This window comes from Mycobacterium sp. FW102-FHT13B02, assembly GCF_058790275.1.
Genome location: NZ_JBYTCM010000001.1, coordinates 112,680 through 128,588, shown reverse-complemented (window position 1 = coordinate 128,588; position 15,909 = coordinate 112,680). Strand labels below are relative to the sequence as shown.

The window sequence follows — 15,909 nt, the reverse complement described above, 5'->3', positions numbered from 1 at the left end:
CCGATGGCCATCACTTTGCACTGGTTCCTGCCCACCAATGGTGACTCGCGCAGCGACCTGAGTCTGGGCAACGCGGTCGGTGCGGCAGGCAGCCGCGCGGACGGCTTCGGCGCGGACCGCGCTCCCGACCTCGATTACCTCAGCCTCGTGGCGGGCGCGGCGGAGCGGCTCGGATTCACCGGCGCATTGACTCCCACCAGTAGCTGGTGTGAGGACGCGTGGGTGTTCACAGCGGCACTGACCCAACGGACCGAACGGTTCAAGTACCTGGTCGCGTTCCGGCCGGGCTTGCAAGCGCCGACCCTGGTCGCCCAGGCAGCCGCTACGTACCAGCGAATCTCGCGGAACCGTTTGCTGCTCAATGTGGTTACTGGCGGCGACGATGTCGAGCAGCGCCGCTTCGGCGATCATCTCGGCAAAGCGGAGCGCTATGAGCGGGCCGCCGAGTTCCTCACGATCTTCCGGCAGCTATGGTCCGGCGAACCGGTCACTTTTACCGGCAAGCACCTGTCGGTGGAGAACGCGACCATCATCCCCGCCGACACCTTTCCTGACATCTACCTGGGCGGGTCATCGGCCGAAGCGCTAGAGGTGGCGGCCGAACACGCCGACGTGTACCTGACATGGGGTGAGCCACCTGCCCAGGTCGCCGAGAAGCTCGATGCGGTGCGCCACCGAGTCAAGAATCTGGGGAGGACGCGGTTGGCCGCCGGAGAACTGCGGTTCGGGATTCGTCTGCATGTCATCAGTCGCCCCACCGAAGAGGAGGCATGGGCGCAGGCGGACAAACTGCTGGCAGGTCTTGATGCCGAGAGCATCAATCGCGCGCAGCAGATTCAACGCAATTCGCAGTCGGAGGGGCAGCGGCGGATGTCTGCCCTGCACGGCGGCCGAACCGACAACTTGGAGGTGTCCCCCAACTTGTGGGCCGGTATCGGGCTGGTTCGTGGTGGTGCCGGCACCGCGTTGGTGGGCAGCCATGAGCAGGTTGCCGACCGCATCGCGGAGTATCACGAGCTGGGTCTCGACGAGTTCATCCTGTCCGGATATCCACACCTCGAAGAGGCCTACTCCTTTGGCGAGGGCGTCACCCCCATTCTCGCGGAACGCGGACTGCTTGCTGATCGGCGCTCGTGAGCATGGTGCGAACTTTGGCGCCCAGGACGCACGCGCACATCGTCGCTATCGCAGAAGAATTCGCCGCAGCGGTGAAACCTGGTGCCGCCGAACGTGATCGAACCGGCGCCGTGCCCCGGGCAGAGGTTTCCGAGTTCGACACCCGCAGCCTGCCGGCCATCACAGTGCCGATCGAAGACGGCGGAGACGGGCTCGGACCTCGGACTTTGGCCGACGTTGTCAGGATCATCGCAGCGGCCGATCCAGCCCTTGCCCAGGTGCCACAAGGCCATTACCTTGCCGTGGACATCCTGCGCCTGCTGGGCACTCCCCTGCAGCGAGCCCGCATCCTTCCCGCCATCGTAAACGGGGCGCGCATCGCACCGGTGCTCGCCGAGCGCGGCGGCCATCATGCCCAGGATCTCAAAACCCGCCTGAGCAACGACGGCACGCGCTGGCGGGTCGACGGCACCAAGTACTACTGCACCGGCGCCATCACTTCTCGGTGGCTGGCAGTCAGCGCACTCGATCCCGACGACCGTCTCGTGCTGGCGTTCGTCGAACGTGACGCACCCGGTGTGACCATCGACGAAGACTGGGCCGCCATGGGGCAACGCTCTACCGTGAGTGGGACCACCACTCTGGATGGCGTCACGATCGACGGCGACTTGGTCGTGCCCTATTGGTCGGCATTCGAGAAGCCGCAACTTCTCGGCGCACGGGCCCAATTGGTCCACGCAGCCATCGAAGCCGGCATCGCGGAGGGCGCCCTCGCCGACGCCGGCGAGTTCGTCCGCACCCGCAGCCGCCCGTTCTTCGAGGCGGTGCGCTACGGACAGGCCAACACGGCGAGCGACGATCCGCACGTCCTGCTGCGATTCGGCCAGCTTGCCACCCGGACCCGCGCGGCTGTCCAGCTGTTACGTTGGGCTGCAGGGGAACTCGAAGACATCGGTCTTGACGTCGGCGATCCCGACGCCGCCGCGCGCGGCTCGATAGCGGTGGCCCAGGCCAAAGCCTTCAGCAGCGACGTCGCCGTCGACGTGGCCAGCCAGGTGTTCGCGCTCACTGGGGCAAGCGGAACCGATCGCCGGTACGCCCTCGACCGACACTGGCGTAATGCCCGCACCCACAGCGTGCACGACCCCGTCGACTGGAAGTACCACCACATCGGCGCGTGGGAGCTTTCCGGTGTGACACCGCCGAATCACGGCCAGATCTGAATGCACTTTCGATCCCGCGGATTCTGAATATCGGGACGCCGACCGGCACCCGATAGCCTCGGCCCCATGTCCGCCAATCTGGAAGAGGCGCAAGCCGTTTCACCCACACTGAAATCGCAGCCGTTCAAGCCGGCGGTGTTCGTGGCAGTGACGGCAGGATTGGGGTACGGCTTCGACTCCTACGCCGTGAACATCTACGGCTTGGTGTTGCCCGAGATCAAGAAGACCCTGCAGATCACCGAGGCTCAGGCCGGCTATATCGGATCGATCTTCCTGGTCGGCTACACCATCGGGACCATCGGATTCGGTTTCGCCGCCGATCGGTGGGGCCGCAAGGCCACGCTCGGTGCGTCGATCCTGCTCTACGGCATCACCACGGCATTGGCCGGCATCACCACGAACCTGGCGGCATTCACCGGCCTGCGCTTCCTCACCGGCGTGGGCGGCGCCGGCGAACTGGCGGTCGGTGCCCCCTATACCGCCGAGGTCTGGCCGACCAAGACCCGGGCGATCGGCGTGGGCGGGGTGATCTTCTCGTTGTTCTCGCTCGGCTACGTCCTCGCGGCGGCGGTCGCGCTCGTGCTGGTGCCACGATTCGGCTGGCAATCGGCATTCATCGTCGCCATCGTCCCGGCCGTGATCTTGTTTCTTGTGCGCCAAGGTATTACCGAATCGCCGCGCTATACCGAGGTCGACGAAAGACGAAAGCGGGACGGCACTCCGAGGGCCCAGCTGTGGAAACTACCCGGGGTACGCCGGCGTCTGATCGTGGGCTGGTTGATCTACACGGCGAACGCGGTCGGCTACTGGGGCTCCACCCTGTTTCTCACGACGTACATCGTCAAGAGATTCCACGCATCCACCACCGATGCGATTCGCTACGCCCTGGTGTTCTTCCTGCTGCAAGTCGTCTTTGTCTTTCTGGGCACCGCGTTGGCCGACAGATTCGGTCGCCGTCCTTCGGCGGTCCTCGGTGCCGTCGTCGCGGCCGGTTCCTCCATCCTGGCAGCCACCTCGGATTCGTTGGCCGAATACCAGGTCTACGGAGCGATATCGATCGCCACCCTCGGTTGGCTGTGGGGAGTCGGCGATGCGTACATCTCCGAGCTGTTCCCAACAGTGCTGCGGGGCACCGGATTTGGCGTCGCCGTCGGCGGCGGCCGCATCGTTTCGATCGCCGCGCCGACCGTCGTCGGTTGGGCCATCGGTCACTACGGCGTACAGGCGCCTTATCTGGCGCTGTCCGCGATTTGGCTGCTCACCGTCGTCGGCTACCTGTTGGGTCCAGAGACCAAGGGCAAGGAACTCGACGACCTCGCGGACGAGGCTATGGCGTTTCCCGCCTGAAGTTGACGACATTGCGGAGGGGCGCGGACCGCCGACTCCCGGCGCGCGAGGGACCCAGCAACTCGTCAGATCGGGCGGCCGGCCTTTATCACCCGCAGTACCTGATCTGTGCCGTCGCCCGGCCAGAAGGTGTGCATTGCCCAGGTCGCGCCGGCGCGGGCAAACTCGGCCGCGTCAGTACCCGGGCGAGTCTTGACGGCGATATCGAAACCGTCACTGCCGCCACGCAATTGGTCGATGGTGTTGGCGATCTGGGCAACCGTCGACGCGTCGCCTGTGAGTGGAAATATGCCGTCATGGCGGGCGGCTCGTTCGACTGGCTTGCCGCTGTGGCGTGCGGTGCCGAACCACACCGGGATTCGCACCTGCTGCGCGGCGTCGGGTAGCGCACGCACGTCGTCAGCGACCAGCTGACCACGATGCGTGACGGTTTCACCGGCCCACATGGCCGTCAACAATCCGACGCCTTCATCAAGCAAGCGTCCGAGTCGCCGCGCGTCGGCATCCTCTCCGACCGCAGAGTATTCTCGGCCCCGATTGTCACCGGTGCCCAAGCCGAGGATCAGCCGTCCGCGACTCAGCCGATCCAGTGTCAGGGTCTCCCGTGCAAGTTTGAGCACGCGGCGCCGCGGTAGCGGTGTGACCATCGGCCCCAACCTGATTCGACTCGTGTTGGACGCAGCAGCTGCCAATGCGACCCAGGGATCGGCGATTTCCCACTGGCCGCCGATCGGGCTCAGTACATGGTCCCAGACAAATAGGCCGTCCCAGCCCGATTCCTCGGCGGCGATCGCGATGTCGACGATGGCGTGGGGGTCTGCCAACTCGCCGAACGGCGGCATAAAGGTTGCGTGGCGCACCACGACACCGTAACACCGAGCTCACTCGTGGCATGTCGCCGAGAGTGCCGGCGAAGGCCATCCGTCCGCACAGCTCCTACGGGTTAGCCATCTCACTGAATGAGCTGGTGCACAGCACCTTTGACGGGCTATCTCAGTTCGAGTACGAGCTGCGCACACCCGTTGCTACAACAATGCGCCCTCTCTGGTGATCGGCGGCATTAGTACAGGCGTGACCGCTCGATGTTGTCCCAAGTGGGCACGACGGTAACGGCGCGATACCACGGCGGCGATCAGGGCCACAGTGCCGCCAGCGCCTACCGGCAGCGTGGTCGATTGACGGTCAGCGAGTATCGATTGGCACTGTTCGACATAGTTGCTCGCCACAAACATGGGTCCGCCGCTGGTGTGCTGATCGAAATTGAGTCGGTCTTGCTCTTCGGCAACTTCGAAACGTGGGTGAAAGCCGGTCCCGCATGGGATCGGGAATCCGGCCCGGTCGACAGCTCCCAGGTGCACTGGCGTTGCCGTGGATAGCAGCGCGCCGAGGACTGCGGCGGTACCGCTGAGAGCGAGTAGTCGGCTCAACATGTTGCTCTAGTTCTCCTTTCGAGATGGTATTGCCGCCTCGGGCGGCTCCCCCGATCGTCGAATCTGTGCATGATTCATCGCGGGATGTTTGCTGGCTGGTGGGTGTCAGGCTGCCGATCCAGAACTGCGCAGCCGGCAGTCTTCGAGTTGACGGCCGAGGTGCTCGGCGATGGGGCCGTCTGGGTGGTGCAGCGCGCGCCAGGCGTCCAGTTTTTCCATGAGGGCATCGGGAACCGCGAGTTGTTCGCGGTCAATGACAGCAATCAGCGACTCGATTAGCCCGCCGAACTCGCTGATGCCGAGGTTGATGTACGCGTTGTCGAGTTGCGCGGGTGTCAAACGAGAGCGGATGGATTCCACCAACTCCCACGCGACGTCGGATTCGCTGGTCAACGACATCATCGGTACTCCTTACGCTTCGAGCGCTGTGCCCTTCCACGGCGGGCTGGATGGCGGCCAACAGCATGTACTTGGTGTTTATCTCGTGAGCGGTGGGTCAGCCTGGAAGGTTCCGGATTTTCTGAACCGTCGTGGCGGTACCGCCGCTTTTGTAGGGTTAGTCGTTGCTGGAGGTGGGAACCGAACGTGCGGGTCGCGTGATCCCGGGCACACTGACGCGCCGCTACAGCACGCAGTCGGTTGAGTCGTTCACGGTTGTGCGTCTTGTTCTCGGACGCCGGCGCACGTAGATCAGGGACGCCGACGTCTCACGAGCCTGTACACGCCGCGGATCACCAGCCCGATACCCACCGGGACCGCGACCACGAGCACCCAGGGAAGAACCTGGCCGAAGCCGAACATGATGCTGTCCAGTGGATTCTGCGGACCCACCTTCACCGTCAGGGCATACCGGCGGCATACCTGGCCGCCGTTCGTCGATTCAACGAGACTGACTCTCGTGGTTCCTTCTTGCTTTGCCCGATACCGCTCGGTGTAGGTGCCATTTCCAACCCCGGCCGGCGGCTTTCGCCCCCATTGGTAGCGCGAACCCAGTTTGTTCAGGATGTGGGGATTGTCGATATGTTCTTCGCGCCACTGGCAGAAGGTCTGGTCGTAGTCGTCAGCGAGGACGATGTCGAATAGTTGACCGGTCAGGACGTGGACCTGGCCGCCGTTGTCGTCGTCCCTGGCCATTACGTCCGGCTGCGGCGCACAGCCAGCGGTCATAAGTGCCAGCCAGCACAGAAGAGCGACGCACAACATGGTCGACAGCCTCCGGGCGGACCGTCTCGCTGTGGACCCTAGGACGTTCTTTGGCGTTGCGCCGGAGGCTTCTTGGCGCCACATGGTTATATTCGCCATCTGCGCCGCCAAAACAACTCGGCAAGCGTCCGTTTGTCTTTCACGGGCGACTTCACCGACGAATCTGGCGATGGCGCCGCGACCGGCCTGTCGGTGCCCGCGATGTCGATGAGCGCTAAGTCGATGTGGATCGCGACGGGGCGGTCCTCTGCGTCGAAGCTGGCCAGGATGGGGATGGACGTGTTGTCGACCAACGTCTTGCAGGTGATCACCGTGGCCCCACTGCCGCTGCGCACTTCGGAGAAATTACTGGGGCTTTCCCACGCCCGCTCCCAGTCCTGGTCGAGGGCCTCCATGTCCGCCTCCGTTATCGCATCGCCGTCGTGCACCAGGACAATCCCCAGATCGGTGTAGACGCTCGCTCCGTAGGGCGGAATATCGCTGGGGTACAACGCCTCCGGCGTTCCCACGTAGGCCGGGGCCACATCAGATAACTGCACCGATAGATACGCGGGCCGCAGCACAGGTTTGTCAGCCGTGCCCGCCGGCCGGACGTAACACTCGGTGGCCCAGACTCGGTGATCCCCTGCTCGAACAGCGAGCACGACCTGCGGGCGCTCGCGGTCGTAGACGTCGCGGATCGCCAAGCGTCCGGATGTGACCGGCAGCCGACCCAGCTCAACGTCGCGGCTACCGGGGGTTGGCGTCCACACCGGAAACTCGGATGCAGGCACGCGGTTCGGGCTGGTCGACATCGTCACACCTTTCGGTTCAAACCCGATCCGTAGCTCTTTGCGCCTCAACACCCGGCGATGGGCATTGTGTTCCAGCGGGACTGTCACCAGACGGTACGCCCGTCACCTCGAGGAAATGCTGCTCTCGTGTCGGACGCCGGTGGCACACGCAATGACCGGTTCGCACCGACCGTGCCGGCCGGGCCGCCATGCATTATGTGACGACCGCACACTGCTAACGGCCCGTCCGACAAGGGACAATATGCAAGATGGGTGCCACACCCGTAACCGGAGCAGTCGCCGAATACCGCGGGCAGCGCATCCCAATCATGTTCAGCGCCGACGACTGGGTGGCGCTGGCCGTTCGGTCATCGATGGCATCGTGTCGGTCGCTGTCACCGCATCCCGAGCGAGACAGACCGTTTCATTGAGCGGCCGGCACCCTGACGGGCGCGTGCTTGCGGGGTTCGTTGGCGACCCCGCCGCCGCAGGGCGCCCGGATCAGTCCGCGTCGTGGCCATCGGTGCCGTCTTGTGCACGTTTGAGTTTGGCGGCGCGGCGCTGTTGCTCGGCCCTTTCGCGGCAGCGCCGCAGGAATTCCTCGTCGGCGGCAGGATCCTCCGGAATGAAGCGGCCCGGTTTGTCGTACTCGGGGAACCGTCGGTCTTCGAGGGAGCGATTGCGCGGCGTCGCGACGGCCGGACGTCCGGCAACAAACCAGGCGATTGATCCGGCCAACGGGAGCAGCAGGACGATGAAGATCCACAGCACCCGCGGCAATCCACGCACTTCATGATCATCGGTGCAAGCGATATCGACGATCGCCAGCAGCAACACGAGCACGTCGAGCACACCGAAATACAGCATCCTTGTGACCTTTCCTTGACGCGATGCCGACGGCCTTTTGTTGAGTCGTCAATTCACCGATGACCGGCGCGGTGCGAACGCCTGGCTCCATACCTGGCGGCATGCGACGCCGACGAGCACCAGCACGAAGACGATGACCAGGTTCAGCTGTAGGCCACCGAAGGGGTGGCCGGCACGCTCGTAAAGTGCGGTGAGGATGACGGCCGCGCCCAGGACGGGAGCGGCGATGGTGCCCATGCCGGCGGGCCAGCGGCCGATGGCGATGGCTTCGACGACCGCAGCGATGATCACCACCGCCAGTGCGCCGATGACGCAAGCCGAGATGGTGTCTGCGGCCACAGTCGTGAACAGTGAGCCACTGCTGTAGTCGGCGTATCGGCGTGGGAGGCCATAGGAGCTCATCTCCGCCATAAGTCGAGCGACCACGAACACCCCCCACGCCGCGTCGCCGGTGACATGGGCGATGCGGGCGGTCAGGTATCGGCGGCGCGGTGTTGCGGTGGGACTCATTGTCCTGCAGCGTTATCGGGGTTCACGGGCCGTGAGCCTCCTGGCTTTAGAGTCGGCCCCACCGTGGTCGGTCGCGCGCTGCGAGGGTGCGCAAAATAACTCCGCAGCAGGGTGATCGCGCTGAGGTCTGACGTTCATCCAGCCGTCATCGGTGACGAACTGCGTGAACCGAGCCAGCATCGGCTGCGGAGCCGCGGCCGTCACTCCCGTGGCGAACACGCATGGCGCGGCAGCCATAGCGAACACCACCGACATCGCCATTACACAACCCGACAACCCAGTGCGACGCAGCATGCATAACCCCCCTTGCGAATGCAGGCTCCAAGCCCCCCGGCTTGCCCGCGGCTCACGCGATAAGGCAAACAATCGCATGAGCGGACTGGCACGTCAACTCCTGCCGCGAGGTCGAAAACGGAACTCCCGGCACATCCCCCTCTACCCGCACCTGCGGCCGCCCTGCCCCGGCCGGGTTCCTGACAGCCGCGGCACCTGCTACGTCAGTTGCCAACCGACCGGAAACTAGAGCCGAAAGTCCCAACATCCGTGGTTACGTGGTGAAGAACATCACATGAACATAACCCCCGAACTGTGTAAGCATGCCTATGCACGCGCCAGTTCGTTGCGCGCGCAGTCATTCTGGGGAGGATGACAGAGCAAGGGGGAAATCACTTGACCATGTCTGTCCAGGCGAGTCGTAATCGCCTCAATACCAACATTATTGGCTTCGATCGGCTGGCTGATGCGACGCCCGACCCGGTGACCGAGGCACGACCCGCTGACAGCGTTAGCCATGCCTCAAACCAGACCGATCAGGCTCGCACCACTTTCCCGAAACAACACCACCGCGGAGGAGAATCGATCGATCCCGGCACCGTGGCAGCACGCCTAAACCGGTTGTTCGACACGATCCGCCCGCCCGGCCGCGGCCCGCTGCGCAACTACGAGGTGCTTAATGCCCTGCGGGCCCGCGGGATTGAGATGTCTGCGCCATACCTGTCCCAGCTGCGCGCCGGCAGGCGCAGCCACCCCAGCCTAGATATGCTGCGTGACCTCGCCGATGTCTTCGGTGTGTCCGTCGCCTATTTCACCGACGCAACCAGCGCCTATACCCGGTACTTGGAAGCTGAATTATGTTGGCTAGAAATGGCACACGATCCGGAGGTCCGCATGATCACCACGTCACTGCTCACGTTTCCGCCCGATATCCGTGAGGACATCCTGCAATCTGCGGGTTCCCTGTACAGCGCGGCCGGATAGACCAGATCGAGCCTAGTAGCGCTGGTGGCGAAATGGCTGGTCAAACTGATCGACGAGGTCAATCGTTAGACGAGTTCTCAGACCGGCGCGTGCGTGGGATATTGGGTGTATACGCCGCGTGGGGGTCCGGCCCGCTCGAAGTGATCGGTGCGACGTTCCGCCGACTCATCGAAAAATGGTGAAAGGCAGCTGTTTCCTGCCGAGTTCGGTGCTGACGTCATCGCTGCAGCCGCAAGGGTGAGGCGCCGTTGCGTCAGATCGCGAAGGACTTCGACATCTCGGAGGCCTGCCTGCATCGCTGGCTCAAGATCGCTGACCGCAATCAAGTGTGGCTGACCGACATCACCGAGCACCGCACCGATGAAGGCAGGCTCTACCTCTGCGCCATCAAAGACGTCTACTCCAACTCCGATTGTGGGTTACTCCATCATGGCCAACCCATGCCCTCACCGGGCGAGCGAAAGCTGGCAGAAACCCACCCGAAAACGGCTTATCGCCGAGCCCTTTGCTCTGTTATAGCGAACTATCGCGTCATGTACAGCAGGATATCGATCCTGTCTCCACCACCGATGCCCTGGAACGGGCCAGCGCCACTTTCCCTTCAGCGGTAACCACATACACAATCGACAGCCGAGGCCGTAGCTCACCTCCGTCGCGGGACCTTGGACCCTACTCCACTGGTCTCGCAGAACAGCAAACTCGGCGCATGCTGTCATCCGACAGCTCCGGGACATCACCGAGAGGGGGAACGTGTGACGCTTCGACCGAGCACCGACCACCGCGTCGCCACCGCCCTCGATGACGCCGAGGCCATGCGACTGCTCGCCAGCATCGATCACGGGCGGGTCATCTTCACCCGAAACGCTTTACCGACAGCGCGGCTGGTCAATCATCTCGTCGACAACGGGCAAGTGATACTACGCACCCAACTGAACCCGACCCTCTCGAATGTGGTGCGGCGACTGCAGAGCTCAGGAGTCGTCGTCGCCTACGAGGCCGACCACCTCGACCCCGATACACACACCGGGTGGAGCGTCGTCGTCACCGGAAAGGCCACCACCATCAATGATCCCGAACAGCTCACCCGCTATGAACGATTGCGCCCGTGGGTCAACCTCGCTAGCCACAGCCTCCTGGCCATCACACCGCAAATCGTTGACGGAATCCGTTTCAGCGCAACCGAATGCACGCGGGAATGAACCGGCCGGGTCCAGGAACTGATCGACGTCACGAGGGTGCGGGGACTTGCCTTCACTCAGTAGGCCGGCCAGACCTATGCCGATTCGAACCGCCATCGGCCAACGCTGCCGGATCATGGATGTCGATTGCCCTGGCGCGCAGCCGCACCCATCCGCGATCGGCGAACGTGGAGAGCACCTTGCACATTGATTCACGACTGGTACCGGCCAGCTGACCGAGCTCCCGAGTGTTCAACTCGTGGCGGACGCGCATCACCCCGTCTTCGGGCCTGCCGAACCGGTCGGCCAGGTCGAGCAGCAGCGCGGCGACGCGCCCGGGGACATCCGTGAAAATTTGTCCGTATACAACGTCATTGGTGCGCCGCAGCCGGTGCGCCAGCACACGAAACAGCGGTCCAGTGATCTCCGGATGCTCGGCCATGCACGATCGCAAGCCGTCAGCAGTCAATATGTAAGCCTGTACCGCAGTCAATGTCGCCACCGTCGATGTGCGCACTCCCGGGTCGTACACCGCAAGCTCACCGAAAACGTCCCCAGGACCCAACAGGCTGATCACCCGGTCCTGACCTCGTGATCTGCGGCTGACTTTCACTTTGCCGGACTCGATGAGATAGAGGCAATCGCCGGCGTCACCTTCGCCAAACACATTGTGCCGCCGGGGATACCACACCGGCTGCAGATGCGTGGCCACCGCCGCGACGAGATTTGGTGCCGCGCTCTCAAAGATGCTGTCGCGCAATAGTGCTTGCTTACCCGAAACATCTAGCCCACCTGAACCATCCGGCGTAGAAAGTGCGACGCCAGTCGCTGCGTATCGACCACCTTCCATCGACCTACCGCCCCCAATCCCCTACCTACATATAAGGTGACCCGGCACGCTATGGCTGGACATGTGACACCGGTAGAGCCAAAAGTCCCGAGCGCTTTGGACACGACGCTCGTTCGTGGAACGCCTGGGAGCCGCGATAACGACGGTCCATGCGGCCCTGGTGACGGAGCTAACTCCAATACCGAACACCCGTATCCGCAACTGTTGCGTCAATTACATTTCCGGGTCACTAGGGCGCTAACTTGTGTTTCCTGAGTTAATGTAACCGTCGTTGGCACATAGATGCGTGTCGTTGGGTAGGCATCCGACTCGGCTATCGCGCTTTCCCCGAGCGGTAGCCACCGGATTAGTTCTGCACTGCAGTTCGGCCGCCTGAGTCGTGGGGCGTGCCGAGCACGGCGAATTTGAACTTCGGAGGAAAGTCATTGCGGGCGTCAAGTACCGGGGCGCGTCGGTGGCAAACGGGGTGATTGTTGCTCCGCTGCCGAGCTGCTTATTGACGATCGGGTATCCGCTAGGGCAAAACTGCTATCGCGGGGCGGAGCCACGTACACGCGAGCAGCCCACGCGGTCTGTGGACATCCAGCGTCCGCCCGAACTACCCACCGCGCCACCAAAGCCCGGGAGACACCGTGGGTGAGGAATTGCTGCGCGCCAGCATCTTTGGCGACTTTGCGCCGGACATCGTCGCGGCCGTGGCAGCCCATCTCGAACCGGTGTCATTTCCTCGCCGGCACACCGTGTTTCGCGAAGGCGACACCGGCGATCGGCTCTACGTCATCGCGACCGGCAAGGTCAAGGTCACCCAAATACTACGGGGCCGAGACCGCGTCATCGAGTTGTTGGGCCCGAGGGACGTATTCGGCGAGCTGTGGGTGTACGGCCCAGGGCTGCGTCTACGCACGGTGACCACATTGACTTCGCTCCAAGGCGTGACATTGACGGCCTCGGCTTTGCAGTCGTGTATCGCTGCTTATCCCGAAATCACCGACCAGCTGTTTCGAGTGATGGCGAGCCGGCTGCGGCACGGCAACGACGTTCTCGGCGAGACTGACACCACCGACGTAGCCGGACGCGTCGCGACATTACTGCTCGACCTGGCCAATCGATTCGGTAGACCTGAGGACGGAGCGATGCGCATCTACCACGAGCTGAATTACAAAGAACTTGGCCAGCTGGCCGGCACTACTCGCGAGTCGATGAACAAAGTGCTGTCGGCGTTCGCTGAAGAAGGATGGATTCGACTACACGGCAGGGCAATCGATATCTGCGACGCGGCCGCATTGGCGAATCACGCGACGTGATATCGCTACCCGCTTCCGCCTCATCGCTAGAAGCAACGTGAACCTATCTTCGGCACAGGCAAACACGCGACGGCGTGACCTGACACAGATATGGGACTTTGGGCCCTACTAGCCACGTAGTCGAGCGGGAAAACTCGGCGCTCGCTTGTAATGCCGGTGGGACGATTGGCGGAGAGGGGACTCGTGGCGCGTAGACCGACGACAGGGGCTCATCAACGCCCGGCATCACGGTCGACACCAGAGCCGAACGTGCGCATGGCGCTGGCAGCACGTCGTAAGCGCGGCCGTCCCACCGCACTGAGGGGAGTGTCTTCGCGCGAGCTGATTGTTCACTCGGCTCGCACAGTCTTCACCGACGTCGGCTACTCAGCCACAACGCTTCAAGAAATCGCCGCGCGGATCGACGTCGCCAGGACCTTGGTCACCCACCATTTCGCCACCAAAGCGGACCTGTACCACGAAGCAATCGGACAGCCAGCACTCGCACTGATCGAAGCAGCGCGAAGCTCAGCACAGCACGCCGCGACACTCCCAGATCAGCTGACATCGTTCATTTCCGGCGTTCTGGATTTCAATTCCACCGCTGGCTCGGGATTCGCATCAGCCGACCTCCTCATTACTGCCGCGCGTGAATCGCTGCGCCACCCCGGCCTCACCGGCAAAGCCGATACCCTAGGTGCCCTCCGAACATTCGTCTCGACGGCGGTGCACAATGCCGCCGACCACGGAAAATTCGATACCGACACCGATCTCTCGGCAACCATCGATGTACTGTCCTCGATCCTGTGGGGCGTGACGATCTACGCCAGCTGCACAGGTGCGTCAGCGAACCTTATGGCGATCGTCGACGGACTCGAACGACTCACCGGCAACAGGCTGTGGACGCTGAAGGCGGCCGACTGGTGAGCCGCGCGACGAAACGTGCTGTGCGACTGAGCTTCCCGAGCCAAGCGCCGTCGCTATCCACAGACCTGCGACCGTGGCATACTCCGATACCTACGTCGACGAACGATTCCGCGCCGCATCGCCGATACCGCCCGAAACTAGGAACGCTGTCGCCATGGGAGGCAACAAATGAGCGAGCATGAAGTCAAAATGATCATCCTGTCCACTGATGATTTGGACGAATCGATCCGGTTCTACAGCGACACCCTCGGAATGCCGCTCAAGTTCCGCGACGGAACCCACTTCGCCGCGCTCGACGGCGGGCCGATAACGCTCGCATTGGCCACCGCGTTGGATCATCCCATCCCCGGAAAGGTCGTCGTCGGCATCAAGACCACCGATGTCGACGCTGCCGCGAAAAGCATCGAAGCCAGCGGTGGCGGCATCGTGAAAGGACCGTACAACGACGCACACGAACGTCGCGCCGTTGTCTACGACAACAAGGGCAATGCCTTGGTCTTCTACAGTCCCCTACCCCGGTAAAGATTCCGCACTGTGGGCGACAACTGCCCGAGGTAGCGAGGCGTTTCGCGCCGGCAGGGGCTGATTCGCAGCCGCCCGCCCGCCCATGGCTGCCGAGTAAGCAGAGCGATCCGAAGACCCGCCAAGGGGTGCGACAGCTGCGAATCATCCTGTGGTCCAGCTCAAGTCGTTCAGATATGGCGCTTTGGCGGCCAGGACTCGACACCTCCTGCCGGGTGCCGACACGGGGGTGCCTCAAAGCTGGCCGCGACGGCCGGTTCTTGCGACGGCCGCGCAGTTGCCCACACCAATAGGGCCTTTTGGCCCTACTCACAGATGGTGATACCGCCGGTACTGTCCGTGTACACACAGTGGGTGTATGTAAACCCGAGCGGGAGGTTGAACGGATGGCTCGCACCAGGATCGTCAAGCGCTGGCGCAAGAACATGGATGTCAGCGATGACCAGGGGTACCGCGAGGTCCTGTCGACTTTGTCAGAGGGATCGGTGCGACGAAATTTCAATCCCTACAAGGACATCGAGTGGGATACACCAGCGTTCGATGTCAAAGCAGACGACCCGCGCTGGATTCTTCCTGAATCGGACCCGATCGGCGCCCACCCCTGGTACCAAGGCCAGCCGGTCGATCGGCAGATCGAGATCGGCAAGTGGCGCCAGGCCAACGTCGCCAAGGTGGGCGAACAGTTCGAGAACATCCTGATCCGTGGTCTGATGGAGTACTCGTTTTGGGTGCCCAACGGCTCCCCGGAGTACCGCTACTGCTTGCACGAATCGATTGAAGAATGCAATCACAATCTGATGTTTCAGGAGATGGTGAACCGGATCGGCATGGATGTGCCTGGCATGCCACGCTTGCTCAAGTGGTTGCAACCAGTGATCCCATTGACCGCGGGCCCGTTGCCGATCCCATTCTTCTTCGGCATTCTCGCCGGCGAAGAACCCATTGACCACATGCAAAAGAACGTTCTCCGCGAGGGCAAGGAGTTGCACCCGATCATGGAGCGGGTCATGGCGATCCACGTCGCCGAAGAGGCCCGGCACATGTCATTTGCACACCAGTACCTGCACAAGCGCGTGCCGAACCTGCGCTCGCGCCAGCGACTGTTGCTGTCACTGTTTGTCCCGCTGGTCATGCGTATCCTGTGCTCAGCAATCATCGTGCCGCCACGCGCGTTTTGGGCGAAATTCGACATTCCACGCTCGGTACGCAACGAGGTGTTCTTCGCCGCACCCGAGTCGCGCAAGATGCTGCGGGACACGTTCGGAGATGTCCGAATGCTGTGCCACGACACCGGTCTGATGAGTCCGATCGCCAAGCTGATGTGGCGGATCTGCAAGATTGACGGTCCGCCAAGCCGCTACCGCGGTGAACCGCAGCGTGAACGCCTGCTCTCTGTCGTGTAGTCGCCGTCCACCGTGCCTGA

The 15,909-nt window shown here is 63.0% G+C and carries 16 protein-coding genes and 1 pseudogene; 10 read left to right on the top strand and 7 right to left on the bottom strand.

Features of this window, described 5'->3' with window-relative positions; translation table 11 throughout:
- Positions 1–3: 3 nt before the first annotated feature.
- The 3 genes from AC3WTE_RS00625 to AC3WTE_RS00615 all read left to right on the top strand — a co-directional run bounded on the left by AC3WTE_RS00625 (position 4) and on the right by AC3WTE_RS00615 (position 3,686).
- A complete protein-coding gene (locus tag AC3WTE_RS00625) occupies positions 4–1,137 on the top strand; it encodes an LLM class flavin-dependent oxidoreductase (protein ID WP_492434808.1) in 1,134 nt (377 codons plus the stop codon).
- Between the two features lie 2 nt (positions 1,138–1,139).
- A complete protein-coding gene (locus AC3WTE_RS00620) occupies positions 1,140–2,339 on the top strand; it encodes an acyl-CoA dehydrogenase family protein (protein WP_492434807.1) in 1,200 nt (399 codons plus the stop codon).
- A gap of 66 nt (positions 2,340–2,405) precedes the next feature.
- A complete protein-coding gene (locus tag AC3WTE_RS00615) occupies positions 2,406–3,686 on the top strand; it encodes an MFS transporter (protein ID WP_492434805.1) in 1,281 nt (426 codons plus the stop codon).
- A gap of 65 nt (positions 3,687–3,751) precedes the next feature.
- Here AC3WTE_RS00615 and AC3WTE_RS00610 read toward each other — a convergent pair whose 3' ends face one another.
- The 6 genes from AC3WTE_RS00610 to AC3WTE_RS00585 all read right to left on the bottom strand — a co-directional run bounded on the left by AC3WTE_RS00610 (position 3,752) and on the right by AC3WTE_RS00585 (position 8,469).
- The gene (locus AC3WTE_RS00610) at positions 3,752–4,546 is read right to left on the bottom strand and encodes an LLM class flavin-dependent oxidoreductase (RefSeq protein ID WP_492434803.1); all 795 of its coding nucleotides are present in this window, start codon (positions 4,544–4,546) and stop codon (positions 3,752–3,754) included.
- A gap of 675 nt (positions 4,547–5,221) precedes the next feature.
- Positions 5,222–5,518, bottom strand: a complete 297-nt coding sequence (locus AC3WTE_RS00605; protein ID WP_492434802.1) for a hypothetical protein — start codon at positions 5,516–5,518, stop codon at positions 5,222–5,224.
- 288 nt (positions 5,519–5,806) lie between these two features.
- Positions 5,807–6,250, bottom strand: a complete 444-nt coding sequence (locus AC3WTE_RS00600; protein WP_492434801.1) for a hypothetical protein — start codon at positions 6,248–6,250, stop codon at positions 5,807–5,809.
- 155 nt (positions 6,251–6,405) lie between these two features.
- A complete protein-coding gene (locus tag AC3WTE_RS00595; protein ID WP_492434799.1) occupies positions 6,406–7,113 on the bottom strand; it encodes a DUF4241 domain-containing protein in 708 nt (235 codons plus the stop codon).
- 480 nt (positions 7,114–7,593) lie between these two features.
- Positions 7,594–7,959, bottom strand: coding sequence for a PLD nuclease N-terminal domain-containing protein (locus AC3WTE_RS00590; RefSeq protein ID WP_492434797.1), 366 nt, complete (start codon positions 7,957–7,959; stop codon positions 7,594–7,596).
- Between the two features lie 48 nt (positions 7,960–8,007).
- The gene (locus tag AC3WTE_RS00585) at positions 8,008–8,469 is read right to left on the bottom strand and encodes a hypothetical protein (protein WP_492434795.1); all 462 of its coding nucleotides are present in this window, start codon (positions 8,467–8,469) and stop codon (positions 8,008–8,010) included.
- Between the two features lie 645 nt (positions 8,470–9,114).
- Here AC3WTE_RS00585 and AC3WTE_RS00580 point away from each other — a divergent pair.
- From AC3WTE_RS00580 to AC3WTE_RS00570, 3 genes and pseudogenes are all read left to right on the top strand, one after another.
- Positions 9,115–9,726: a helix-turn-helix domain-containing protein gene (locus tag AC3WTE_RS00580; protein WP_492434794.1), complete on the top strand. Its 612-nt coding sequence runs from the start codon at positions 9,115–9,117 to the stop codon at positions 9,724–9,726.
- A gap of 189 nt (positions 9,727–9,915) precedes the next feature.
- A pseudogene (locus AC3WTE_RS00575) lies at positions 9,916–10,046 on the top strand (transposase); the annotation flags it as partial.
- A gap of 432 nt (positions 10,047–10,478) precedes the next feature.
- A complete protein-coding gene (locus tag AC3WTE_RS00570; RefSeq protein ID WP_492434793.1) occupies positions 10,479–10,925 on the top strand; it encodes a pyridoxamine 5'-phosphate oxidase family protein in 447 nt (148 codons plus the stop codon).
- Positions 10,926–10,977: 52 nt separating this feature from the next.
- On the opposite strand, the gene AC3WTE_RS00565 is transcribed toward AC3WTE_RS00570, so the two are convergent.
- Entirely contained in the window at positions 10,978–11,664 is a 687-nt protein-coding gene (locus AC3WTE_RS00565) for a Crp/Fnr family transcriptional regulator (RefSeq protein ID WP_492434791.1), read from the bottom strand.
- A 722-nt stretch (positions 11,665–12,386) separates the two neighbouring features.
- Here AC3WTE_RS00565 and AC3WTE_RS00560 point away from each other — a divergent pair.
- The 4 genes from AC3WTE_RS00560 (at position 12,387) to AC3WTE_RS00545 (ending at position 15,889) form a co-directional block, all read left to right on the top strand.
- A complete protein-coding gene (locus tag AC3WTE_RS00560; RefSeq protein WP_492434790.1) occupies positions 12,387–13,058 on the top strand; it encodes a Crp/Fnr family transcriptional regulator in 672 nt (223 codons plus the stop codon).
- Between the two features lie 255 nt (positions 13,059–13,313).
- Entirely contained in the window at positions 13,314–13,964 is a 651-nt protein-coding gene (locus AC3WTE_RS00555) for a TetR/AcrR family transcriptional regulator (RefSeq protein ID WP_492435449.1), read from the top strand.
- 168 nt (positions 13,965–14,132) lie between these two features.
- Entirely contained in the window at positions 14,133–14,486 is a 354-nt protein-coding gene (locus AC3WTE_RS00550; RefSeq protein WP_492434789.1) for a VOC family protein, read from the top strand.
- A gap of 386 nt (positions 14,487–14,872) precedes the next feature.
- The gene (locus AC3WTE_RS00545; protein WP_492435448.1) at positions 14,873–15,889 is read left to right on the top strand and encodes an AurF N-oxygenase family protein; all 1,017 of its coding nucleotides are present in this window, start codon (positions 14,873–14,875) and stop codon (positions 15,887–15,889) included.
- Positions 15,890–15,909: the final 20 nt, after the last annotated feature.